The sequence below is a fragment of the Sphingorhabdus sp. EL138 genome (assembly GCF_945882965.1).
Classification (GTDB): Bacteria; Pseudomonadota; Alphaproteobacteria; order Sphingomonadales; family Sphingomonadaceae; genus Sphingorhabdus_B.
In genome coordinates this window covers 20,198-44,338 of record NZ_CAMCWY010000021.1, presented here as the reverse complement: position 1 = coordinate 44,338, position 24,141 = coordinate 20,198, and the positions used below count along the sequence as shown (strand labels likewise).

Here is a 24,141-nt window from a genome sequence, read left to right as displayed (position 1 = left end):
TGAAGAAATCACACTTAGCTACACCTTCTACCCCGTTGAGAAGCCAAACACGGTGGACCAGACGGCGAACGGTGGCTAAGGCAATAGTTAATCGATAAGACTACAGGGAATTGACCATGGCGGGTGCCAAAAATCACGATTATCATATTCTGCCACCAAGCATTACGCCGATATTAGGGTCGTTTTCGGCCCTGACTATGTTCTTCGGCCTTGTGATGTGGATGCACCCCGAACAGTTCAGCTATGGCAGCTTGATCTTCGGTGTTGGTCTGATCGCCGTCCTCTACACTTTCTACGCTTGGTGGGCGGATGTCATCAATGAAGCGCAGGCGGGCGACCATACGCCCGTGGTGCAGTTGCATCTGCGTTACGGCATGATCATGTTTATTGCCTCCGAAGTGATGTTCTTCGTTGGCTGGTTCTGGGCTTGGTTTGATTATGCCTTGTTCCCCGTTCCGCTGGAAATCGTGATAGACGCCGAAACGCATGCATTCACGGTGACGAACCTGATTGGTCAAGAGGGTGCAGCCGCGTTGATGCAATGGCCCCCAAAGGGTTTGGAAGTTCTCGACTCGATGAAGCTTCCATTGTTGAACACGCTAATACTCTTGTGCTCGGGTACCACTGTGACGTGGGCGCACCATGCGCTTATCCATGGCGACCGTGAAGGTCTGAAGAAAGGCCTATGGGCGACCATATTGCTCGGCCTGCTTTTCAGCGCGATTCAGGCGTATGAATATGCCGTTGCGCCATTTCCCTTTGGCGGACTGAACTATGGGACTGCCTTTTACATGGCGACCGGTTTCCATGGCTTCCACGTCATTGTTGGAACGATCTTCTTGGCTGTCTGTCTTGGACGTACCTACAAAGGCCATTTCACGCCTCAGCAGCATTTCGGGTTTGAGGCCGCCGCGTGGTACTGGCATTTTGTCGATGTCGTCTGGCTTTTCCTCTTCATCACCATTTACATCTGGGGTGGCTGGGGCGCACCAGTGCACGCGTAAATGAAACCAGAACAATCCATAGAAGGGCAGCCCAGCATTGCTAGGGCGGCCCTTTTTGGTCTCTGCCCCCAATGTGGGCACAAAACCCTGTTCGCTGGCCTGGGGCAGTTTGCCGACCGTTGCGCAAACTGTGGCCTTGATTTCAGCAGCTATAATGTCGGCGATGGCCCCGCTGCGTTGATTACCATGGGCATAGGCGCGCTGATTATCGTGCTGGCGCTCATTGTAGATACGGCTTTCCGTCCGCCTTTTTGGGTGCATGTGATCATTTGGGTGCCATTTACCGCGGCGCTCACGGTGATCACCCTGCGCATGGCAAAAGCCGCTTTGTTGGCGGCGGAGCATCGCAACCGCGCGCGCGAAGCTGGTAAGAGTGATCTACTATGAGCCGCTTGCCTGTCATTCCAACCCTCTTGGTTGCCCTTGCCGTTGCTACGATGATTGCCCTTGGCATCTGGCAGTTACAGCGCAAGGACCAGAAAGACGCAATGCTGTCGCGGTATGAATCGGCGGTAGGATTGCCAGCCGTGGTATGGCCAACGGTTCCCGACCCTGCGGCATTGCCGCTGTTCCGCCGCTCCAGCCTGAATTGTGTGCGTGTTGTTAAGATTGAGACCGTATCGGGTTCAAATGCGGCGGACAAAGCGGGCTTTGCCCATATCGCGACTTGCCAGACCGGAGAAGCAGGCGGCCCCAATGCCAAAGTGGCCTTTGGCTGGTCCGAACGACCACAAGCACCAAAATGGGGCGGCGGCCCTGTTAAAGGCATTATCGCGCCAAGCGGAGCACAGTTGATAAAGCTGGTTTCAACAGACGCGGTCGAAGGCTTGGATATATTGGCGGAGCCGTCGCCAAGCCAGATCCCGAACAACCATCTTCTATATGCCATCCAGTGGTTCATCTTTGCCGCCGCTGCGACCATTATCTATATATTGGCAGTGCGAAAGCGTTCCAAAGCATCTTGAACTTGCCGCCGGATATCCTGTTTTACCTCGTCGCTGGCGCCGCCGTTATTTTGGTCGGGCTTGCTAAGGGCGGCTTTGCAGGGATGGGCGCGGCCGCCATCCCGTTGCTGGCGCTGGTCATGGACCCTGTGGCCGCCGCCGGGATGTTGTTACCGATCCTGATGGTTCAAGATATCGTTAGTGTCTGGGCGTTCCGGCGCAGCTACGATGCGCGCACCTTATTGCTCACCTTGCCCGGCGCGGTGGTCGGTATTTTAATGGGCTGGTATCTCGCCTCGGTCATCCCTGCAGACGCCGTGCGCGGCTTTGTGGGCGTCATTGCGCTCGCTTTTGGCATCTATCGCTTACTCCCTCTCTTGGGCCGCCCCATGAAGCTGAAAGGCCCTGCACCGGAATGGATGGGCACGATCATGGGGGGTGTAGCGGGCTTTACTAGCCAAATTGCCCATGCCGGCGGGCCACCGTTTCAGATTTGGGCATTGTCGCGCAATTTCCCGCATCTGGTTTTCATCGGCACGTCGTCGATATTCTTCGCGATCATCAATTGGTTCAAAGTACCCGCTTATGCAGCTTTGGGGCAGTTCAACGCGCAGAATATGACATTAACGGCAATATTCTTGCCGCTTGCGATATTGAGCACATTAGCAGGCGTGCGACTAGTCAAACGCGTTTCGCCCGCGCGTTTTAACGTCATCATCACTCTTTTAATGGTCATCCTTGGGGCCGAACTGATTCGGCAAGCCATCTGGTGACTGCGCCTTATTTGGGCGACAGCACCATCAGCATCTGGCGACCTTCTATCCGGGGATGAGCTTCAATTTTTGCGGTCTCGGTCGTATCGGCCTGAACACGTTGAAGCAGGATCATACCCAATTGTTGGTGCGCCAATTCACGGCCACGGAAACGCAGCGTGATCTTGACCTTGTCACCTTCTTCGATGAATTCGGCGACCTTCTTCATCTTGACCATATAGTCATGGTCATCGATGTTCGGACGCATCTTGATTTCTTTAATTTCCTGTGTTTTCTGGCTCTTGCGTGCCAAATTGGCCTTTTTCTGGGCCTCATATTTGAACTTGCCGATGTCCAGAAATTTGCACACGGGGGGGTCAGCGTTCGGGGAAACTTCCACCAGATCGAGCCCAACTTCGCCAGCCTGCGCTATCGCCTCGCGGGTATACATGACACCCAGATTTTCGCCGTCATCATCAATGACCCGCACTTTTTCAACGGTGATTAGATTATTGTAGCGCGGACCACTTTTAACAGGTGGGGTCATAGCGCGCCGGGTCGGCGGGGTGGCGATAGTCGATACTCCTTGTGATGTTCGGCATCGCCAATACAGCCAATTTGTCCGCAGATAAAGGCTTTAGCGGCGCAACCCCTGCTTTTGTTGCGCGTTGTGGCGCGAAAGCCCGTCGCAAGGAGGCAACGGAGGCAATTTTAAGGGGCGATGTTTGCGCAGGTTTTTAATCCGAAAGCGCCGTCAGGTCGTTTACCGTTAATATCTGCGGCAACACGCGGGCGTCGGCGTTCGGCGGATAATATAGATATAATGGCACGCCCGACCGGCCGTGCTTGGCCAGAAAACGCGTGATATCGGGATCTCTACGTGTGTAATCGCCCACCATCGTGCGTATGCCCGCCTTGGCAAAGGCCGTGCTGGTTTCTGTGCGGTCGATTGCAGCGCTCTCATTCACTTTACACGTCACGCACCAGTCGGCGGTGAAGTAGAGAAATACGGGTGTACCTTGCGCGCGCAATTCGGCCAGCCGCTCTTCATCGAACGCCATGCTGCCTTCTTTCATCGGCTGCGGCGCAGGCGCGACCATGGGGGCGTTGTCCATCAGGAGAAATGCCGCAGCGCTGATGCCCAATATTGCTGCAATGACGATTTTGCGGGGCGAACCGCTTTTCTGTTTCCGCCCAAGTCCAAACAGCCGCGACAATATGATTAACGCAGCCGCGCCGCCAATGAGCAAGCCGCTGAAACCGGCCAACTGATATAGTAGCCACAGCAAAGCCAATGATGTGAGCGCCATTGGCACCGCCATCCACTGACGAAAACGCACCATCCATGGACCAGGGCGGGGCATACGCGTGCGCAAAAGCGGGATGAAGGCGATGGCAAGGAAGGGTAAAGCAAGGCCAAGCCCAAGGCCTGCAAATATCAGCAGCGCTAAACTTGCGGGCAACAGCAAAGCCGCCCCCATCGCAGCGGCCATGAACGGACCCGTGCACGGTGTTGCGACAACAGCCGCCAAAACGCCTGTCCAGAATGATCCGGACATACCGCCTTTTCGGGTCAGCTTTTCACCTGCGCCGATGCCGCCGACTTCAAACAGGCCGGCCAGATTTGCGGTGACCGCCACCATCAGCAACAGCAGCAGCAGCACAATCGCTGGATCCTGCAACTGGAATGCCCAGCCCACCTCTTCGCCCGCGGCGCGCAAGGCCAGCATGATGCCGCCCAGCACAAGGCAGCTCAGCATGATGCCGACGGTATACGCAACGGCATCGCGCTGGGCTTCCCCCTCATCACCGCCTATTTTGGCAAGGCTTAAGGCCTTCAACCCCAATATCGGGAATACGCAAGGCATGAGGTTCAGGAGCAAGCCGCCAAGAACCGAAAAGGCGAGTATCCAGCCAAAGCCAAGCGGCGGTGTTTGCGCTGGACCCGCTGCACCTTTGCCAAAAACGGATACCGCCGCACCGCCCGATGGGATTTTGCCGGGTGTCGCGCGTATTTCAAGTCCCTGCGCATCGTTGAAGCGCAATAGGCCGTCAATCTCTCCGGCAAATGCTTCTTTCACTTCACTGCGGATAATCAACCAATCGCCATTGCGCCGCGCAGTTTGCGGGGCGGCGTAACGGAACAGATTTGCGCTTTGCGCAAAAAACCAGACTCGGCTTGCATCGGCGCTACGCGGATAGGGAATGGCGATATCAATGCTGTTGCCATCAATGGCATATAGCGCCTTGCGGTCCAGCGGCACTGGCAATGCGCTACGCCACGCATCGAAACGCATGCGGTCGGCATTGGTGATGGTTCCGGACCCAATGGTCATTGGCACGGACAATGTCGCGCTTTCGGGTACACAGACCAGATCGGAGCAGGCCGACCAGCGTGCGTCGACCTTGATAGCGAAATTTTGCCCAACAATCGCGCTTTGCGGAATTTTGAGATCAACCAGAAACGCATGCTTTGTCTTGTAAATATGGTTCATGAAACCGCTGACGATCAAGGTCTCGGGCACAGGCGCACGCACAGGACCAGCAGTTGCGCCAGCGGGCAATATCCAGTCCAGCTCAAGCGGCGTTCCGGCATCACCGGGGTTCACCCAATAATCATGCCAGCCGGGTTTCGGATCCATGACAATCGCGACCGTCACAATATCGCCGGGTGCGGGGCTGCGCGTTTCGGCTGCCATCGACGCGCGGACATATTGCGGAGCGGCAGGGGCGGGAACCTGCGCATGGGCCATGCCCGCCGCGACAAACAGCGCCAGCAGGAACTGACACATGCGCAACATTATGTGCTTGGGCAAGGCAAAATCTGGCGACAGGGTGACGTTGCGTTTCATGGGAAGCTCAATGGCACAATGCAACATGTATAGGACAGCGGATTATTCAGGCACCACATGCACGGCGCTCGCACCCATGGACGGCATCGCCTTCGCCTTTTTCCAGCCGCCGTGCAGATAATAAGCAATCGACAGGATGCAGGATGCAATCGCGGTCGCAACAAATGAACCCCAAATGGCATCTGCGCCGAAGCGGGCGTATAGGCCAAAGCCAATGCTGAAACGCACCAGCACCGCGCTGAATATGAGGATTAGGAGCGGTGCAACGACGGCTCCATTTGCACGCACCGCAAAGGTCACAACTACCGACACACCCATCAGGACGAAGGTCCACCCAATGACGTGGTTGACGTGAATCGCGATATCGATGGCTGGGCTGCCGCTTGGCAGGAACAGGCCAAGCAATGGCGTAGCGAACACGGTCATGAGTAAGATGAGCACACCGGCCAGCAGCAGGTTGATCCCAATGCCCGACCACACGATGCGGCCAATGCGGTCCCATTTGTTCGCGCCGATATTCTGGGCGACCATTGCGCTGACGGCGCTGCCCACGGCGACCGCTGGCATCTGCACATAGCTCCAAAGCTGATTCATCACGCCAAATGCCGCGGTTGTATTCACGCCCTCACGATTGACGAGGCCAATCATCACCACAGCAGAGCCCGACATGATGATCATTGATACGCCCATAGGCAGGCCCATGCGCGCAATCGGTTTCAAGAACCGCGCGTCTGGCCGAAGCCATTTCAGCTCGTGCCCGCGCAGGCGGATGGTCAGGTCACGCGCATAGACCTTATGCAGCAATAGCCCGAGGCTGATGATCCCGGCAAGAACTGTTGCAAGCGCCGATCCAGCGATACCCATTGCGGGGATCGGGCCAAGGCCTAAAATGAAAATCGGGTTCAAGATAATGTCGAGAACTACGTTCAAAACCGTGTTCCAAAATGGCGTGACCGAATCCCCCACGCCGCGCAGCGATGATGCAACAAGCACCATCACAAAAGAGGCTGGCATCGACAGGAAGATGACGCGTAAATAGGCGAGTGCCAGCGGATAGACCGTTTCCGGTGTTGCCATCAGGCGCAGCATTTGGGGCGCAAAGATCCAGCCAGCCGCCGCCGCGACAAGGCCAGCCGCAAGGAAAATGCCAAATGCAGTACCCATGATGCGGCGGACAGATTCCACGTCGCGGCGGCCCATATTCTGGCCAATCAAAATCGTCGTCGCCATGGTGAAGCCGAACAAGGTGGAGAACATCAAAAACATGATGAGCCCCGCATTGGCCGATGCGGCAAGCGCCTCTTCGCCTAGGAATCTGCCAATCCACACCGAATTGACCGAATGGTTCAGCGACTGGAGAATGTTCACCCCAAGCGAGGGCAGCGCGAACAGGAACAATGTCTTCGCCACTGGGCCAGTCGTCAGGTCGCGCTGATGGGCGGGGGTAGTTATGCTGAAATACCTTCTTGGTGAGACCACAAATATGTCCTGCCCGCGAAAGTTTGAATCCATGGGGCTGCCGTATCGTGTGCACACCATGAAGCGATAGCGGCATGCTCCGGCCATGGATTCCCGCTTTCGCGGGCAGGACAAAATGTGGTGGAGCTTCGGGCGGCAGTCATCCCAACCGCTTTAGTGCTGCGGTCAGCCCTTCGGCCTCCGCAGCTTTTTCGGCATGGTCGGCGCGCGCCTTTTCAACGGCCTCAGGCTTGGCCTTTTCCACAAAGGCCGCATTCGACAAGCGACCTGCAAGCGCGTCGCGCTCTTTGGCGGCGGCCTCAATTGCCTTGGTGATCCGGTTGCGTTCGGCGTCGCGGTCTATGACGCCGTCAAGCGCGAAAACGATGGTGTCGCCGCCCACAACGATCTGTGCGACATTGTTGGTTTCAACTGGCGTATAGACAAAATCATCAATGCGGCCAAGCCGCGACAGCGCAGCGCCTTGTCGTTCGATAATGGCAATCGTGGCGCTCTGTGGGCCAGCAATATTGGCGTTCAGGCGCGTGCCCGGCGCTATGTTCAACTCCGCCTTGAACGAACGGGTTTTGCTGATCGTGTCGATGACCCAATTAATCTCTGCAATTGCCTCTGCATCCACCGTGGCATTCGGCTCCGGCCATTGGGCGTGGATGATGTCAGATGCGCGAGGATCATCTGCGTCGGACAAGGCGTGCCATAATTCTTCGGTAATGAACGGCATGAAAGGGTGAAGCATCACCAAAATCTGGTCGAGCACCCAGCCAGCGACGATTTTGGACTCTTCATCCATTTCGCTTTTTTCGCCATCTACAAAAGCTGGCTTGATCAGCTCGAGATACCAGTCACAAAACTGGTCGAACACCATGTGATACAACACATCGGCCATGCCGTCGAAACGGAACTCGGCAAAAGCTTTGTTAAGTTTTTCAACGGTGCTGACAACTTCGCCAATGATCCAGCGGTTGACCGCCAATTCGGCCTTTGGCGCGTGCACGCTGTGCGACCCGCTTATGCCGTTGGATTGCGCAAAGCGTGCGGCGTTCCAAAGCTTGGTTGCAAAGTTTCGATATCCCGCGACGCGGCTTTCATCCATTTTGATGTCGCGGCCTTGGCTTTCCATCGCTGCCATGAAGAAGCGCAAGGCATCTGCGCCATATTGGTCAATCAGGCCCAACGGATCGACCGTATTGCCCTTTGACTTCGACATTTTGCTGCCATCTGCCGCACGGACAAGGCCGTGCAGATAAAGCGTTTTCCAAGGCACTTCTTTCATGAAATGCATACCCTGCATCGCCATCCGCGCATCCCAGAAAAACAGGATATCGAAACCGGAAATCAGCACGTCATTGGGGTAATGGCGGTTGAGCATCGTTTGAGAACCAGCGCCCGCATCGTCGGGCCAACCCAAAGTTCCAAACGGCCAAAGTGCAGACGAGAACCATGTGTCCAAAACATCTGGATCGCGCGTCAATTCGACGTCAGCGCCGGCAAGACCTTGCGCAGCCTCTTCGGTTTCGGCGACATAGCATGTGCCGTCGGCGGCAAACCACGCCGGTATCTGGTGCCCCCACCATAATTGGCGGCTGACGCACCATGGCTGGATATTTTCCATCCAGTTGAAATAGGTTTTTTCCCAAGACTTTGGCACGATGTCGAAACCGCCATTGCCTTTGCCTTTGCGCGCGGCTTCGATGGCTGGCTTGGCGAGTGTTTCTGCGTCCACATACCATTGGTCGGTCAACCAAGGCTCAATCACTTGGCCCGAACGGTCGCCAAAGGGTGTTTGGATGACGCGGTCTTCGACTTTTTCGAGGAGGCCCAAGGCGTCCATCGCCTCGACCACCATTTTGCGCGCGTTGGTCGGCTCGCCTTCAATGCCAAAGCGATATTGCCCGATATATTCGGATGGAATAAGTCCATCGGCGGTCTGCACGACGCGGCCTTCGCCATCGAGCATGTTGAACATGTCACTCGCCTTGAAACCGGCACGCTTGCCAACTTCAAAGTCGTTAAAATCATGCCCCGGTGTGATTTTTACAGCGCCTGAACCCAATTCTGGATCGGCATGCTCGTCCGTGACAATCGGGATCAAACGGCCCGTAATGGGCAAGCGGACATTTTTGCCCACCAGATGCGCATAGCGTTCATCAGACGGGTTCACCGCGACCGCCATATCCGCCAGCATCGTTTCAGGCCGAGTGGTGGCAACGCTTATGAAACCGCTGCCGTCCTCCAACGGATATTTGAAATGCCAGAATTTGCCGTTGATCTCGCGCGTTTCCACCTCAAGATCCGAAATCGCGGTTTTCAAGCCGGGGTCCCAATTGACGAGGCGCTTGTCGCGGTACAGCAGGCCTTGGTTATAGAGATCCACAAACACCTTGATGACGGCCTTTGAAAAGCCTTCATCCATCGTGAAGCGTTCATTCTCCCAATCCATCGAGCAGCCAAGACGGCGCAACTGGCCAGTAATCTCGCCGCCGCTTTCCGCCTTCCATTCCCAAACCTTGGCCACAAATTCGTCGCGGGTGAAATCCGTGCGCTTTTGCTGACGCGCGTTCAATTGCCGTTCGACCACCATCTGCGTGGCGATGCCCGCATGGTCCGTGCCAACCACCCACAAGGCGTCCTTGCCCTGCAAACGCGCGTGGCGGATGAGGATATCCTGCAAGGTGTTGTCGAGCGCATGGCCGATGTGCAAGCTGCCCGTCACATTGGGCGGCGGGTTTACGATTGTGTAGGGCTCGGCAACGGGACGATTGGGACGAAATGCGCCCGTAGATTCCCAATGTGCATACCATTTCGCCTCAATCGCGGCGGGGTCGAAAGTCTTATCGATAGTCATGGCCTTGTCCCTTAACGAGCCTAGCCAGAAAGGGAAACCCTCCCAGCGAGTCCTGTCAAAACAAGTTCAGGATGACGAAGGCGCGGCTACGCCACCCGTCGCCGGAAAACGAAAAACGCCGCCGCAAAGCCGCCCGCTACCAGCAGGCTCAACCACAATTCCTGCGACGCGGCCGGATCAAGGCCCTTTGCGACCAATATCACCAACATCGCCGCCATCGCGATATAAGTGCCAAAGGGGTGGAACCACATTTTGATTTGCAGCCTGCTCGGGTCCTCCGCCTCATATTTACGGCGCAACTTTAGCTGTGCGGCGGACGTCATGAGGTAGAGGAGAAGCATGGTCACGCCGCAGCTATTGATCAGGAAGCTGAATACCACATCGCGCGACACCGCATCGGCGGCAAGCGCGAAATAGCTGAACAGGCTGGCGATCAATATGGCGCGGGCTGGCACTTTGCGGTTGTTGACCTGCACCAGCCATAAAGGCGCGTCCTTATGCTTTGCGAGGCCGAACAAAGCGCGTGAGGTGACATATAGGCCGGAGTTCAGGCATGACAGCACTGCGACAAGCACAACAGCTTCCATAATCAACTGACCCGCGGGCAAACCCATATAGGCAAGCGCGGTGGCAAAGGGCGACACTTTGGGCACTATCTCGGTCCATGGCACGATAGACACGATGAGGAATATCGACAGCACGTAGAAGATAAGGATGCGCATGGTGACCGATACGGTCATGCGGCTAATGACCTTAGAGGGCTCTTCGGACTCGGCCGCTGCGATGGTGGCGATTTCTGCGCCAACAAGGCTGAATATGGTCGATGTGGCCGCCGCCAGTACGACGCCCCAGCCATTGGGAACAAAGCCGTCATGCGCGGTCAAATTGCCAAAGGTCGAACCGCTGCCTGAGGTTAGGCCAAAGGCCCATGCCGCGCAGACCAGAATGAAGACGATAATCGCGGCGACTTTGATCGACGAGAACCAGAATTCAAACTCACCATATGCGCGCGCGGACATAAGGTTCACGGCGGTCAAAATCGCCATCAGCGCAATACCGATGCCAAGCTCAGGCACCGCAGGGAACCATCCATGCAGGATTTGCGCGCCGGCAATCGCCTCAATCGCGACCACGACGACCCAGAAATACCAATAGAGCCAGCCGGACAGGAATCCTGCCAAATGGCCAAGGCCTGCGCGCGCGAAGTCCGGGAATGTCTGCACGCCATCAACGGCGATCGCCATTTCGGAAATCATCCGCATGACCAGCAAGATAATGAACCCGGCAATAGCAAAGGAGAAGACAGCGGCGGGGCCAGTCTGACTAATAGTGGTGGAGGAACCAACGAATAGACCCGCACCAATGATGCCGCCAATCGCGATCATGGAGACATGGCGCGACTTCAAACTGCGCGACAGTTCGGCCCCGCCAGTGGTTTCGGTTGCCACATTAGGCGTTATGTCCGCCATATTCTTCCCCCTCATTATTCGTCGCAAAAGCGCACGGCCTTTAGCGGACGGTATTTCCACCCTGCATCACATGCGTAACATTTTCCAATACACGGATATCGCTAAGCGGATCGCCGTTCACCGCCACCAGATCGGCAAAGCGACCCGGTGCGATACTACCGAGTGCGTCGTCCTTGCCCAATAGCTCGGCGGCGCGGATCGTTGCGCTTTGGATCGCCTGCATTGGGGTCATGCCGTAACGGACCATATAGGCGAATTGCTTGGCGTTTTGACCGTGCGGATAGACGCCGCTGTCCGTGCCATACGCAAGCTTCGCGCCCATTTTGACCGCCTTGGTAAAGCCGATACGCTGAACATCTGTAGTCTCGCGGTTTTTACGGAGATATTCCTCAGGCCATTTTTCGCGTGTCCCGATGTCATCAATATAATCGCCATTATAAATATCCATCACCAGCCATGTTCCGCTGGCTTTCGCCATTTTTAGCGCTTCATCATCAATCAGGCTGGCATGTTCGATGGAACGGACGCCAGCGCGGATCGCGTTTTTAATGCCAACCGCGCCATGGGCATGGGCGGTGACGAATTTGCCCTTTGCCTTTGCGGCTTGCACGACCGCGCGCAGTTGCGCTTCGCTAAGCTCCGGCTCGCCAGGTTCAGTACCGATAGCAAGCACCGCGCCCGTGGCGATGGTTTTAATAAAGTCAGCGCCTTGTTCCATGAGGAGGGTAGTCTTCGCCGCGGCTTCTTGCGGCGTGCTGGCAATCCCAAGCCGCATATCGGCAGGTAACTCTTCATTGGCCACAACACCGTTCAATTCGCCGCCGCCCTTGGGCAGGGTGATATAAGCCCCGGCAACGAACATGCGCGGCCCCGCAACATGCCCAGCGTTGATCGCATCCCGCAAGGCTATATCGGTTAGCCCCCGATAGGTGCCGACATCACGAACCGTCGTGAAACCAGCCTCTAACGTCAGCCGGGCATTATGCGCGCCAATCAAGGCAGTTGCCGCAGGTGAGGTTTTGATGGGCAGCGCAAGGTCCGCGCTCTGTCCTGCGTCCGCCAAATGGGTGTGCAGGTCAATCAAGCCGGGAAGAACGGTCAAAGCGGACCACTCAAGCCGCTTCGCGCCCTTTGGGGTCGCGCCGCAGGGGGCGACAGCCATTATCCTGTCGTCGGTGATGCTGATGCATTGATCGGTGAGGACGGTGCCAGCCCGAACATCCACGAGCTTACCTGTGGCAATGTAGAGGTCCGTGGCAAAAAGGGGTGTTGGCGTCAGGGTTAAAAGCGCTGCCAAAAATATAAGCCTTGGCCTTATCGCAAATTTGCGGTCATCCTGAACTTGGTTCAGGGTCTTACGGTTGTGAACAGCGCCCGGTTCGGCATAGCGGCACCAAACGCGCATCGCGTTCGTCACCCTTTCTTGGTGATGCGTGTGATTTCACGCTCAACCATCGCTTCGACGATGGGTGGCAAATGGGTGTCGAGCCAACCTTTCAATATCGGGCGCAACAGGTCACGCGTCAGCTCTTCAAGCGACGTTTCGCCTGACCGAACAATCTGTGGTGCTGCGCCGGGCTCGGACAAGGTCTGTAGCGCGGAAAAGCTGTGGCGCAGGCTCTGCGCCTTATTGTTATCCATCAAAACTTCGCCACCGCCTGCATGTTCATCGGCGTCAGTTAGCTCTAGGACTTCGTCTTGCGCGACATCCGGTACGGCAGATTTCGCCGCGCGCTCTTTAACGGGACGATTGCGGTCATCATCAGCGATGATGCGCTTGATCGAAGCCAAAATTTCATCCATCGAAGGTTCGTTCCGGCCATCCGCCATATTATAAGCCTTTACGTAAATTAACGGGTTTTACCGTCGGTAACAATTGGCTCTATCTCTGCCTTTTGCGGTGCTGTGTCAACGGTTCGGGTCGATTTGGCAACTGGATCCGGCTGTGATGACCAGTCGTTCCACGCGCCGTCAACCTTTTGATAGTCAGCGACGGGATCGTATAATGTGCCGCCTTCAAGGCCCAAATCGCGCGCCTCAGCTTTGCCCATTGCAGCCAACAAAGTGAAACCGGCGACATAGGCGTTGCGGCGTGCGGCGACGAGTTGAACCTTGCTGTTCAGCAATTCTTGCTCCGCATTCAGTATGTCCAATATGGTGCGGTTACCAACGCCATTTTCGGCGCGAGTGCCTTCAAGCGACAATTCATTTGCCGACACGGCGCGTTCGGACGCGGCGATCACATCAAGTGCTGCCCGCCAGCTTGCATAAGACGCGCGGGTCTGGGCAATCACTTCACGCTCGGCGGCGATTTCCAGTTCCTGCGCTTGGCCAAGCCGGGCTTGCGCCTGACGAATTTGCGCGGCGGGCTGCCCACCTTGATACAAGGGTAACGTCGCACGAACGCCCGCTTGCGCATTTAACGCACTGTTGTCCGCCACAAAGCCCGGAATATTCGATGAGATCGAATTTAAAGCGTTGGAGTAAGACGGGGACGTAAAGACGGTTATTGTTGGCAGACGCGATGCATTTGCAGCGCGGCGATCAAAACGCGCGGCCTCACGCGTTTCGCGCGCCGCGATCAAATCCGGGTTGCTGTCCAATGCCACGGTGACTGCGCTGTCTGGCGTTAATGGCAAATTGGGCAAGGGCGGCGGGGCCTGCAACTGTCCGGGTTCGCGCCCGACCAACTGGATATAAATCTCTTTAGAACGGATCAAATTGGCACGCGCAGTTTCCATATTGCTGGTTGCCAGCGCAAGTCGTGCCTCGGACTGGGCAACATCGGTGCGGGTCAGGTCACCGATTTCAAAACGGTCACGCGTCGCATCCAGATTGACCGACAGCACGCCAACCTGCGCGCGGTTCAAATCGACAATCGATTCATCGCGAATGACATCCATATATGCGCCGACCACCGCCGAGAAGATGGCGCTTTCGGTGCCACGCAGATTAGCAAAGCCGGCCTCAACTCGGTTTTCGGCCGCGCGCACCGCATTTTTAATGCCGCCGCCAGCGTATAATGGCGCTGAAATCGTGCCGTTGATGTTGATGCCGCGGGCCTGAACCACGGATCCGCCACCGTCCTGAAGGACATTTTCGACATAGGTTGGCTGTAATGTGATGTCCGGACGGCCATTGGCCTTGGCCAAAGGCACATTTTCGTTGGTTGCGCGCTGCCCCTGACGTGCGGCGGTTAGGTTGGGGTTGGTTTCATACGCTGATACCAAGGCGTCACGCAAAGTGTCCGCGCTGGCAGGCGCGATCAATCCGGTAGATGCCAGCAAAGCGGCCACGAGCAAATTGCGAGCAGTCAAAATACGAACTCCGGTTTGCGGGCAAAAGCTGGAAGTGGGGCAATCTCGCTATCTTCAAACGATTTCAAAGCAATTTTCCCTTTATGTACAAAGCCCTTGGCCAAGCGCGTTACCGCGCCTTCGATAATACCCGTCACCAATCGCGAGCCGTCGGCGGCAATATTCACCAATGCGGTGGGTAACTCTTCTGCCGCGCCGTCAACGATGATCACCGAATAAGGCGCCGCCGATTGGGCTGCTGCAACATTGTCCGCTATTACACAAGTGAGAGCGCTCACCCGCGTGCGCAAGATCGCGGCGAGATACCCATCAGGCTTGCCAACCAATAAAACATGGTCGTCCGCGCGCACATCCGCCGCCTGTAGCAGCAACGCAGCAGACACAGCGGGGTTGAGCACAGATCCATCGTCGAGCGCGATCGACCGGTCCATATACGCCGTGGATCGGTGCTTGAGCGGCACGAAATCCTCACGCGGGATGCTGCCCATCGCAACCAGCACCCATGCGTCGGTTACGCCACTTGTGCGTAGCTGGCTGTCGACCATGGACCGCCGCATCTCTTCAAAATTCACTGATTCCATCGGAAATATTTCCATTAACCTTCTGGCAACGCGGCATAAATGTATTGCCCACACAATACGGCCCTTAAATCTGGTTCTAGCCAGCCTTGTCCCTGACGACAAGCGGGATTCAGACAAACAGCCTATTTCTGGTTGCAAATAGCAACTTTTTCCGGTGCTTGTGGCGGACGGGGTGCAAGGCGCCAGATTGCCAGTTGCATTGAATTGGTCAAGCCGCTAAACGCGCGCCTTCACCACATAATGGCATTGCTGTTCAGGCAAGTTATTGTTCAGGGGCCCGATGGCGGAGTGGTGACGCAGAGGACTGCAAATCCTTGCACGCCGGTTCGATTCCGGCTCGGGCCTCCAAGCATATTGCATATTCTGCCTATATCGCGGGCCAAGCCTATAGACTTTCGGCAGATTTGTGCGAATAACCAGCCATGAGCTTTACTGAACATCCGCTACGCCGCTGGGCCGTTGACGAAATGCGGTTGCGTCGTTTCGCCCCCGTTACCGCGCATAGCGACGTTTATCAGGTTGTTCGCCTCATCGAACCTGATGAACGCAACGCGGAGGATCGTTGGCTGATAAACGCGCGGCCCGATTTTGATAACTGGGCTCTCGCGCCGCGGCATGGTTCCGGGCATACGCTCAGCGGCATTCATTTCTTGTGGGAACGCCACACCGAAGCCAGCACGTTAACGCTGATTTTTCCGCAAGAAACACCAGAACCCGTTCGTCATAACTATATTAAATGGTTGGAAAATTGGCCGGGGGGTGTTGTGCGTGCGACGCAAATAGGCATTGTGCCCAGCGCAGAAAATATTGACGCGGAATTGTCCGCAATCGGTATTTCGACCGATGAAATGGTCTGTTGTGATATAAATGGCGGCATTCGGCTTTGGTCCGATTTCAGCATTCATGGCGATGGCTACGGCCGATTGCTTATCACCGCAGGTGATGTGGGCGAAGGCGAGCGTGGCCGCATCATTCAGCGGGTTCAGGAACTGGGCAATTACCGGAATCTTGCCTTGCTTGGTTTCCCGGTCGTGCAGCAATATGGCCCCCAGCTTGACCAGTTGGAGCATCGATTGTCGGACCATGCGCGGCGCGTTGCTTCGGCGGATGAAGATGATGAAATCTTGCTCAACGATCTTGCGGCCATTTCGTCCGAGCTTGAACTCATTCGTTCGGCAACAGGTTTCCGGCTCAGTGCGACGGCAGCTTATGCCGAAGTCGCGGCGGACAGGCTTGCTTCGCTGGATGTCCAGCCGATATTGAATTTCCAAAGCCTTACCGATTTTACGGAACGACGGCTGGTCCCGGCATCGCGGACATGTTCTGTATTCCGGAAACGCCTTGGCGATATTGCCGAGCGCGTCTCTGGCGTTATGCACACGCTGGATGTGCGCATTGACAGTCGGATAAAGGCGCAGAACCTTGTTCTAATGCGGTCGATGGAGCGCTCGACGCAGCTTCAGTTTCGCCTCCAAACTCTGGTGGAGGGGTTGTCGGTTATTGCGGCCGCATATTATCTCGTTGGGCTCATCGCCTATATGACCAAGGGCGTGGCCGCGACCAAAAGCGGGTCAATCAGCGAGATATTTGTCGGCGCTGTGACCCTACCAATCGTGCTGCTGATTTACTTTTTCGTAAACCGCCTCAGGCACAAGGTGCTGATGGAAAGCGGCGCCGAAAATGCAGATACAGAAAAGCACTGATATGACTGCATAATGGCCTTTTCATGGGGGTCTTTGTTGATTAAACTTACACCAAACTTGCGTAGTTAAGAAATCGGCTATGGGGCCGATAAAGACGCGACAGGAGAATCTATGGTCAACACAAAAGCAATAGCTTGCCTTGTGGCTTTATCTGCAATGCTTGCCGCATGCTCGGGTGGTTCGGAAGGCGAAGCCGATACATCAGCGCAGGCAGAAGCATCTGCCCCAGCCGCACCTGCGGGTCCCCCTGCTGCAACCGACGTGAGCACGCTCGATGGCTCGACATTTGCCAACTTCACCGGCAATGCCGCCAACGGCAAGCTGGTATTTGCCCAATGCCGCATGTGCCATGTGACCGACGCTGGCGCGAACAAAATTGGCCCATCCTTGAATAATATTATCGGACGCACGGCTGGCACGGCTTCAGGATACACCTATTCTGCGGCAAATGCGGGCGCCGGCTTTGTTTGGACCAAGGAAAAACTGTTTCAGTTTCTGGAAAAGCCACAGCGCGTCATTCCGCAAACGAAGATGATCTTCGCGGGTCTGCCAGATGCGCAAAAGCGTGCAGACCTGATTGCGTATCTCGAAACGCCAAGCTAGGCCGTGAACGCATAAATATCACCTTCGCGGTTTGAGGCCTTTTTGTTGGCGCGCAATTTCCCGTAAAGCGCCGACAAAGTTTGCTGCTGGCCACGGTTGAAGGTTTTACTTTCGCCGATGTGGGCGTGGTTTTGGGCATGGACCAAGACGATGTGCGCCAACATGTCCAAGCGGCACGCAGCGCGATCGAAGATGCGCTGTCTGCGCGCGTGCTCATCATTGAAGATGAATCGATCATCGCGCTTCACATTAAGCAGATTGTAGAAAGCCTCGGCCATGAAACAATCGCCATTGTGCGCACCCGGGCAGAGGCTGTGGCCAAGGCGCAGGAAGACCGGCCAGAGCTTATACTGGCCGACATCAGCCTTGCCGATGGTTCAAGTGGCATTGATGCCGTCAAAGACATATTGGCTGAACAGACGGTGCCGGTGATCTTCATTACAGCCTTTCCGGAACGCCTGCTTACCGGCGAACGTCCCGAGCCGACTTATCTGATCACCAAGCCGTTTGAACCAGAAACCGTCATCGCCACCATTGGTCAGGCGTTGCTGATGCACCGGGATGTCGACATGAATTCAAAAGCTGCATAATTTTTGGGAACAATGTCTCGGCATTATGGTTTGCTTTTTTGAAACGATATTCCCAGGTCGACAAATGGATAAAACCAAATGTTGACCAGCTGGCCGCCCATCCCCCCTTCTAGGCCAGCGTCCTAACACCCCGGCTTGAACGCCGGGGTGTTTTCTTTTGTTTCCCGATCCGCTGATCAACCTGCGTCAATTGGATGGCAACAATAAATTCGGATCAATCCGGGCGCTGTTCCATTTCATGCCCCAGTGTAAATGCGGCCCGCTGGCCCTACCTGTGGCACCGACGCGGCCAATAACTTGGCCTTGCCGCACCAGGTCGCCTTCTTTGACCAGCAATTCCGATGCGTGCAAAAATGCACTGTTCAAACCCATGCCATGGTCAATCATCAGTAAATGGCCCTCCAAAGTGAAGGCATCATTGGCGGCAAGGGTGACCACGCCGTCGGCTGGTGTGACGAAATCCAGACCTTGGGGGGCGGCAATGTCCATGCCATTATGATAGCTGCCCGGCGTGCCGTTATAGATACGCTGCGCGCCAAATAGCCCCGATATGCGGCCCGATACGGGGCGGATAAATGTCTGCCGCCAGCCCTCACTATCGCTGCGGACGCTGCGGGCTGCTGCAACCTGCGCAAGCTCTGCGCTGCGCCGCGCCTGAAATTCAGCGGAGCTTTTCGCGCCGCCGGTGATGTTCGCGGCAACATTTTCGATGCGCCAATTGCCTGGAGCGACAGCGATATTGCGCTCCATCTTGCTCCCATCCGCGAGCATAGCGGCCAGCCTTGCCTGGATCGGTGCATCACGGTCAAAACCGATTAGGAAGAACCCGTCCGGACTAAGCTCTATCGCCGCGTCGTCTAAAAATACGCCGCGTGCCCCCTTGGGCGCGCGACCGATGACAAGGCCGCCTTGCACGGCAGTGCCGGACATCCAGAAGTCGGCTGGGGTCATTTGGGATTGCGCCTGCGGTTGCGCGGACAGTTGCGATGCCGCAAAGGCAAGGCCGATGAAAATCGTGATGGTTGCGCGCAAAACGCGGATGTTGCCCGCCAACCGTTCAGCCCTTGGCCAATGCCGCGCGGGTGGATGCCTCTGCGCTCACGTAAGGCTCCTGCTTGACGACGCTCCAGTAACGCAGATCTTCCAACGCAACCGCCTGTCCGGTCACCGCGCACACGACATGGTCGCCTGCGGTCAGTACACGGAAGCTATTGGCCATATAATGCAGGCGGGCGACTTTGTTTTTGGAAGACATCAGCATATCTGCATTATGGCGCATCGACGCGCAATGGGCAATGCGTCGCTTTAGCCGTCGAACAGATTGCCTTGATTAACTGTCGGTGTGTTGGGTTTGGGCGTTGAGGTTCGCTGGGCATCAGAGCCGTGGACGACGCTGCCGACTTCGCCATCGACAAACCGCAGGGTCACATCGCCCGCCTTTAATGCTGCAGCCCGCGACATAATAGTTTTGCCGTCCGCATCCGTCACGCGGGCAAAACCACGCTTCAGCGGAGCTTCGGGATGCAGGCTGACGGCAAGCCGGGTAAGCGCATCCAGCCGTTGCTGCCCTTGGTCTACACGGCGGGTCAATAGGCGCGGGTGTAGCATCATCGCTGGCCCGGAATAGGCGATCTCCGCCTTGCCAACGCGCGTGCGCAGCGACTGGCGCAGGCGTTCGGCAAGATCATCGGTGCGCAACTGGTGCGGCGCGGCAAGGTCGGACAGGCGCGGCATCAGACGGCGTTGCGCCTCAAGCCGTTCCGCCGCCAGGTCCACACGCTTGCGCACACTGTTTGCCATGCGCAGGCCTAACTGGCCGACGCGTTGCAAAAGGTCGCTCCGCACAGGTACGGCTATTTCTGCAGCAGCGGTCGGCGTTGGCGCGCGCAAATCCGCTGCGAAGTCGCACAAGGTGGTGTCGGTTTCATGCCCGACTGCCGAGATAATCGGGATCGTACAATTGGCGACGGCGCGGACCACGGCTTCATCGTTAAACGCCCATAGATCCTCAATGGATCCGCCGCCGCGCGCGACAATCACAAGGTCGGGGCGCGTGGCCGGGCAATCTTCCGGCATCGCGGAAAATCCGTTCACCGCCCGCGATATTTGCGCCGCTGATCCTTCGCCTTGCACCAATACAGGCCAGATGATGACATGCGTTGGGAAGCGGTCGGCCAGCCGGTGTAAAATGTCGCGGATGACTGCGCCTGTGGGCGATGTAACCACACCGATAACGCGGGGCAGCGCCGGCAGTTTCTTCTTACGTTCGGGCGCAAACAGCCCTTCTGCGGTTAGGCGCGCTTTCAGCTTTTCAAACAACAGCATCATTGCGCCTTCGCCGGCCACCTCAAGGCTATCGACGACGATCTGATAATTGGAGCGCCCCGCATAAGTGGTGAGCTTGCCCGTGGCGACAACCTCAAGCCCATCCTCCGGCGTGAAGGGCAGGCGGGCCGCGCCGCCTTTCCACATCACGGCGTCGAGCCGTGCGTTATCATCTTTCAGGCTGAAATAGATATGCCCCGACGCCGCGCGCTTATACCCTGAAATCTCCCCGCGCACGCGGACATGGCCGAAACGATCCTCAACGGTGCGTTTCAGGGCAAGCGACAGTTCCGACACGCTCATCGCCTGGGCATTGTCGCCGGGCCGCTCCTCGGCTAACAGGCGAGCGACTTGCGGGTCGGCAGTTTCAAAGGGGTCATTTGCGGACATGAATATCTTGCTCATCGGTTCGGGCGGTCGCGAACATGCGCTGGCGTGGAAGCTCGCGCAATCGCCAAATTGCGATACACTCTTTGCCGCGCCGGGCAATCCCGGGATCGCGCAAGAGGCAGAATTGGTCGATCTCAATAGCGCCGATCACGCCGCGGTCATCGCTTTTTGCGCGCGCCATGATATCGGTCTGGTCGTGGTTGGACCCGAAGCACCGTTGGTAAGCGGCTTGGGCGACAGCTTGCGCGATGCAGGCATTCCAGTCTTTGGCCCCAATCAAAAAGCCGCGCAGTTGGAAGGGTCAAAGGGCTTTACCAAGGACATGTGCGCCACCGCCGGTATTCCGACCGCTGGCTATGCGCGCCACGATAGCAAGGCATCCGCGCTGGCTGGGCTGGAAGCGTTCGATGCCCCTTATGTGATTAAAGCGGACGGTCTTGCGGCGGGTAAAGGCGTGATTATCGCCGAAACAAGGGCGGAGGCGGAGGCCGCGATCGACGATATGTTCGGCGGCGGCTTTGGGGATGCTGGTGCATCTGTCGTGATCGAAGAATTTATGACGGGCGAAGAAGCGAGCTTTTTCGCGTTGACTGATGGCCATGATGTTGTCGCTTTTGGCTCCGCGCAGGACCATAAGCGCGTCGGCGATGGCGATATGGGCCCGAATACAGGTGGCATGGGGGCTTATTCCCCTGCCTTTGTGCTGACCGATGCACTGCAAGCGCAGGTCATGGATCGGATCATTCGGCCGACGGTCGCTTATATGGCGGCGAACGACATGCCCTATTCCGGTGTCCTGTTTGCAGGGCTGATGCTCACCGCGCAGGGGCCAAAGCTTATTGAATATAATGCCCGTTTTGGTGATCCTGAATGCCAGGTATTGATGACCCGTTTTGACGGCGATCTGGCGGCATTGATGCTGGCGGTTGCGACAGGAACTTTGGCGCAAGCTGAGGCTCCGGCATTTTCGCGCCAAGCGGCCTTAACAATTGTCATAGCGGCAAATGGCTATCCCGCTTTGCCGGAAAAAGGCGGTGTCATCCACCTTGCGGATGCGACGGATGCCAAGATATTCCATGCGGGCACGGCGCAAGTCGGCGGCCAATTGGTCGCCAGCGGTGGTCGCGTGCTCAACGTTACTGCAACCGGCGATACGGTTACGCACGCGCAAGCCGTTGCCTATGCCGCAGTCGACAGCATCGATTTTCCAGGCGGTTTCTGCCGCAGAGACATTGGCTGGCGCGAAGTGGCGCGCGAGGGGCATCCGGCACGGATTAACGGATTATTGGTTTCACGCGTTCCTATTATTGCGTAATTGAACGAGCTATTTTTTTGGGCTTTCGGGGAGGAATATATTGTCCGACTATCTAATCATCATCATCGGTGCAGTTCTGATCATTGCCATATTATTGTGGCGGCTGCTTGCGCGGAACGGCGCGCAGAAGAAAACGGACAGCGCGCCTAAGGACATAACGTCGCCGCCTGCGGCTTTACCTGCACCGCCAGTCGCACCGGTTGTTCAGGCCGCTGTGCCAGCGGCGAAGACGGCCAAAGCTAAGGCACCGTTGAAGGCCGCTGCACCGAAAAAAGCAGCCACGCCCAAAACCGCTGCGCCAAAAGCTGTGACTAAGCCCGTTGCTGAAAAGGCAAAAGCCGAAAAAGCGCCAAAGGCCAAGGCGGCAAAGCCTACTTCACCTTCATCAATCCCTGACAATCTTGAACTGATCAAGGGCTTGGGGCCCAAGGTCAACAATTTGCTCAAGGGTCTTGGCGTAACCAGCTTTGCGCAGGTCGCCAACTGGACCGCTGCCGACGTGGCGGACATAGATGCCAAGCTCGGTGCCTTTGCTGGCCGGATTACACGGGACAACTGGATCGACCAAGCCCAATTGCTTGCGGCAGGGGACGTTGCCGGTTTTGAACAAAAATATGGCGCGCTGGGAAGCGGTATTAAGGGTTGAAGCGGACTATTTTTGAACGCGTTTCGGCCGTGGCTGGAGATTGCCACCGCAATTGGGGCAATGACCGTTGAGCGGACCGGACACACATGGTTCGCAAAAGGTGCATTCATAGCGGCAGATCATGGCGTCTATGCTGTCCATCGGGAAGGGTGTTTTGCATCGTTCGCAGGATTCACGCATTTCCAGCACTGGCTTTTCTCCTATCTGCCCACGCGCTGTAACCCGGTCCCATGCATTTTGAGCCATTGGTCAGCTGCCTTGCGGTTGCCTTCATACAAGGTGTCGAGCCACGCATAAAAATCGGCGCTATGGTTCATATGGCGGATGTGCGCGACCTCATGCGCGATGACGGAGCGGCGCACATAGACAGGGGCCATGATCAACCGCCAGCTCAGCGAAATAGTGCCATGGCTTGAGCAACTGCCCCAACGGCTCCGTGGATCGCCAAGCGACAGGCGCGGGACCGGCGCATTTGCCTTGGCGCAATAAGATGCAATTTCCTTGGTAAATATGGCGCGCGCTTCGGCTTTCAACCAACGCAGGATGCGTGCCTCAACTGACGATGCCGGGCCGCCAAGACGCAATTTGCCCTCACCACAACGGATGCTGCGCGGCCATTCCTCGCGCCACTCGATCAGATAAGCTTCCCCTCCGATGGCAATGTCGCTGCCTGGGGCGATGGGGGCGGCCTCGGCCACGCTGTTCAGCCGCGTGGCAATCCACTCCCGCTTCTTGTGGACAAAATCGAGCGCGAGTTTGGTGGGGGTGTAATGCGGCATCGTAATCCGGATTTCGCGTTTGATGGCATCGGCGCGCATGGAAATACGCTTTGCGCGGCTGTTCCGCAGGATGCGCACAGGTACGCGCTCGCCTTCAATTTCCACAGCGGGATCAGAGAGGCTTTTCGACAATATGGTTTTCAAGCGGTCCAGCATGCACTTCCGATATAGCCCTATTTTTCACAGACATGCCAGCATCATGTATCGTTTGGCGGTCTCCGCTGACCAAATAATGCCATTCTGGTAAAGGCTTATCTGCCGCACGCAGCACATATGCGCATGTTGACGGCAGCCAGACATAATCCTCGATTTTGTTGGGCGTGAGCCGAATACATTCCGGCACAATGGCCCTGCGGCCGCGATAATCGGAACATTGACAGGTTTGCAGGTCAAGCAATTTGCAGGCGACATTGGTGGGATAGATGCGGCCGGTATCTTCGTCCTCCACCTTGTTGAGGCAACATTTGCCGCACCCGTCGCATAAGGCTTCCCACTGCGCGCGATCAAGCCTGTCTAACGGCGCCTCCCAAAAGGCGACTTTGGTCAC

Annotated in this window: 23 protein-coding genes, 1 tRNA gene and 1 pseudogene; 10 read left to right on the top strand and 15 right to left on the bottom strand. The window is 56.6% G+C overall.

Annotated features, from left to right (window positions below):
* Nucleotides 1–116: 116 nt before the first annotated feature.
* Genes Q0N43_RS09755 through Q0N43_RS09740 form a run of 4 tightly spaced genes read left to right on the top strand, consistent with a single transcriptional unit; the run spans nucleotide 117 to nucleotide 2,721 of the window.
* Entirely contained in the window at nucleotides 117–1,004 is an 888-nt protein-coding gene (locus Q0N43_RS09755; protein ID WP_295445852.1) for a cytochrome c oxidase subunit 3, read from the top strand.
* Nucleotides 1,005–1,391 carry a DUF983 domain-containing protein gene (locus Q0N43_RS09750; RefSeq protein WP_295445850.1) on the top strand — a complete coding sequence of 129 codons (387 nt, stop codon included), beginning with the start codon at nucleotides 1,005–1,007 and terminating at the stop codon, nucleotides 1,389–1,391.
* Complete coding sequence (locus Q0N43_RS09745) at nucleotides 1,388–1,969, top strand: SURF1 family protein (RefSeq protein ID WP_295445848.1); 582 nt, start codon at nucleotides 1,388–1,390, stop codon at nucleotides 1,967–1,969. Before Q0N43_RS09750 ends, Q0N43_RS09745 begins: the two co-directional genes overlap by 4 nt.
* A gap of 2 nt (nucleotides 1,970–1,971) precedes the next feature.
* Nucleotides 1,972–2,721: a sulfite exporter TauE/SafE family protein gene (locus tag Q0N43_RS09740; RefSeq protein WP_295445846.1), complete on the top strand. Its 750-nt coding sequence runs from the start codon at nucleotides 1,972–1,974 to the stop codon at nucleotides 2,719–2,721.
* A gap of 7 nt (nucleotides 2,722–2,728) precedes the next feature.
* Here Q0N43_RS09740 and infC read toward each other — a convergent pair whose 3' ends face one another.
* The 9 genes from infC to Q0N43_RS09695 all read right to left on the bottom strand — a co-directional run bounded on the left by infC (nucleotide 2,729) and on the right by Q0N43_RS09695 (nucleotide 15,258).
* A complete protein-coding gene (infC, locus tag Q0N43_RS09735) occupies nucleotides 2,729–3,247 on the bottom strand; it encodes a translation initiation factor IF-3 (protein WP_295445844.1) in 519 nt (172 codons plus the stop codon).
* 190 nt (nucleotides 3,248–3,437) lie between these two features.
* Entirely contained in the window at nucleotides 3,438–5,552 is a 2,115-nt protein-coding gene (locus tag Q0N43_RS09730) for a thioredoxin family protein (RefSeq protein WP_295445842.1), read from the bottom strand.
* Between the two features lie 42 nt (nucleotides 5,553–5,594).
* The gene (locus Q0N43_RS09725) at nucleotides 5,595–7,118 is read right to left on the bottom strand and encodes an MATE family efflux transporter (RefSeq protein WP_295445840.1); all 1,524 of its coding nucleotides are present in this window, start codon (nucleotides 7,116–7,118) and stop codon (nucleotides 5,595–5,597) included.
* A gap of 52 nt (nucleotides 7,119–7,170) precedes the next feature.
* Complete coding sequence (locus Q0N43_RS09720; RefSeq protein ID WP_295445838.1) at nucleotides 7,171–9,876, bottom strand: valine--tRNA ligase; 2,706 nt, start codon at nucleotides 9,874–9,876, stop codon at nucleotides 7,171–7,173.
* An 86-nt stretch (nucleotides 9,877–9,962) separates the two neighbouring features.
* The gene (locus Q0N43_RS09715; RefSeq protein ID WP_295445836.1) at nucleotides 9,963–11,345 is read right to left on the bottom strand and encodes an amino acid permease; all 1,383 of its coding nucleotides are present in this window, start codon (nucleotides 11,343–11,345) and stop codon (nucleotides 9,963–9,965) included.
* Nucleotides 11,346–11,385: 40 nt separating this feature from the next.
* Nucleotides 11,386–12,642 (bottom strand): amidohydrolase family protein, encoded by a 1,257-nt coding sequence (locus Q0N43_RS09710; RefSeq protein WP_295445834.1) that lies wholly within the window; start codon nucleotides 12,640–12,642, stop codon nucleotides 11,386–11,388.
* A gap of 116 nt (nucleotides 12,643–12,758) precedes the next feature.
* Nucleotides 12,759–13,175 (bottom strand): DUF2497 domain-containing protein, encoded by a 417-nt coding sequence (locus Q0N43_RS09705; RefSeq protein ID WP_295445832.1) that lies wholly within the window; start codon nucleotides 13,173–13,175, stop codon nucleotides 12,759–12,761.
* A gap of 20 nt (nucleotides 13,176–13,195) precedes the next feature.
* Nucleotides 13,196–14,662 carry a TolC family outer membrane protein gene (locus Q0N43_RS09700; RefSeq protein WP_295445830.1) on the bottom strand — a complete coding sequence of 489 codons (1,467 nt, stop codon included), beginning with the start codon at nucleotides 14,660–14,662 and terminating at the stop codon, nucleotides 13,196–13,198.
* Entirely contained in the window at nucleotides 14,659–15,258 is a 600-nt protein-coding gene (locus Q0N43_RS09695) for a protein-L-isoaspartate O-methyltransferase (protein ID WP_295445828.1), read from the bottom strand. The genes Q0N43_RS09700 and Q0N43_RS09695 overlap by 4 nt, the downstream gene beginning before the upstream one ends.
* A gap of 259 nt (nucleotides 15,259–15,517) precedes the next feature.
* On the opposite strand from Q0N43_RS09695, the gene Q0N43_RS09690 reads away from it, so the two are divergent.
* The 4 genes and pseudogenes from Q0N43_RS09690 to Q0N43_RS09675 all read left to right on the top strand — a co-directional run.
* Nucleotides 15,518–15,591 (top strand) — tRNA-Cys (locus Q0N43_RS09690).
* Nucleotides 15,592–15,665: 74 nt separating this feature from the next.
* Complete coding sequence (locus Q0N43_RS09685; RefSeq protein ID WP_295445826.1) at nucleotides 15,666–16,946, top strand: DUF3422 domain-containing protein; 1,281 nt, start codon at nucleotides 15,666–15,668, stop codon at nucleotides 16,944–16,946.
* A 111-nt stretch (nucleotides 16,947–17,057) separates the two neighbouring features.
* The gene (locus tag Q0N43_RS09680; protein WP_295445824.1) at nucleotides 17,058–17,549 is read left to right on the top strand and encodes a cytochrome c family protein; all 492 of its coding nucleotides are present in this window, start codon (nucleotides 17,058–17,060) and stop codon (nucleotides 17,547–17,549) included.
* 71 nt (nucleotides 17,550–17,620) lie between these two features.
* Nucleotides 17,621–18,139, top strand: a pseudogene (locus Q0N43_RS09675) (response regulator); the annotation flags it as partial.
* A gap of 186 nt (nucleotides 18,140–18,325) precedes the next feature.
* Here the strand turns inward: Q0N43_RS09675 and Q0N43_RS09670 are convergent.
* The 3 genes from Q0N43_RS09670 to xseA are packed head-to-tail and all read right to left on the bottom strand — an operon-like array spanning nucleotide 18,326 to nucleotide 20,869.
* A complete protein-coding gene (locus tag Q0N43_RS09670; RefSeq protein WP_295445822.1) occupies nucleotides 18,326–19,192 on the bottom strand; it encodes a M23 family metallopeptidase in 867 nt (288 codons plus the stop codon).
* Nucleotides 19,193–19,196: 4 nt separating this feature from the next.
* Complete coding sequence (locus Q0N43_RS09665; RefSeq protein WP_295445820.1) at nucleotides 19,197–19,400, bottom strand: DUF2093 domain-containing protein; 204 nt, start codon at nucleotides 19,398–19,400, stop codon at nucleotides 19,197–19,199.
* Nucleotides 19,401–19,444: 44 nt separating this feature from the next.
* Nucleotides 19,445–20,869, bottom strand: coding sequence for an exodeoxyribonuclease VII large subunit (xseA, locus tag Q0N43_RS09660; protein ID WP_295445819.1), 1,425 nt, complete (start codon nucleotides 20,867–20,869; stop codon nucleotides 19,445–19,447).
* On the opposite strand from xseA, the gene purD reads away from it, so the two are divergent.
* On the top strand, nucleotides 20,853–22,169 hold the full coding sequence (purD, locus tag Q0N43_RS09655) for a phosphoribosylamine--glycine ligase (RefSeq protein ID WP_295445817.1): 1,317 nt from the start codon (nucleotides 20,853–20,855) through the stop codon (nucleotides 22,167–22,169). The two genes, xseA and purD, sit on opposite strands and share 17 nt — an antisense overlap.
* A gap of 40 nt (nucleotides 22,170–22,209) precedes the next feature.
* Nucleotides 22,210–22,815, top strand: a complete 606-nt coding sequence (locus Q0N43_RS09650; RefSeq protein WP_295445815.1) for a hypothetical protein — start codon at nucleotides 22,210–22,212, stop codon at nucleotides 22,813–22,815.
* A 6-nt stretch (nucleotides 22,816–22,821) separates the two neighbouring features.
* Here Q0N43_RS09650 and Q0N43_RS09645 read toward each other — a convergent pair whose 3' ends face one another.
* From Q0N43_RS09645 to Q0N43_RS09635, 3 genes are read right to left on the bottom strand one after another with little or no spacing between them, the layout of a single operon-like run.
* Entirely contained in the window at nucleotides 22,822–23,004 is a 183-nt protein-coding gene (locus Q0N43_RS09645) for a DUF1272 domain-containing protein (RefSeq protein ID WP_295445854.1), read from the bottom strand.
* An 11-nt stretch (nucleotides 23,005–23,015) separates the two neighbouring features.
* Nucleotides 23,016–23,750, bottom strand: a complete 735-nt coding sequence (locus Q0N43_RS09640) for a SprT family zinc-dependent metalloprotease (protein WP_295445812.1) — start codon at nucleotides 23,748–23,750, stop codon at nucleotides 23,016–23,018.
* The gene (locus tag Q0N43_RS09635) at nucleotides 23,707–24,141 is read right to left on the bottom strand and encodes a YcgN family cysteine cluster protein (protein ID WP_295445810.1); all 435 of its coding nucleotides are present in this window, start codon (nucleotides 24,139–24,141) and stop codon (nucleotides 23,707–23,709) included. The genes Q0N43_RS09640 and Q0N43_RS09635 overlap by 44 nt, the downstream gene beginning before the upstream one ends.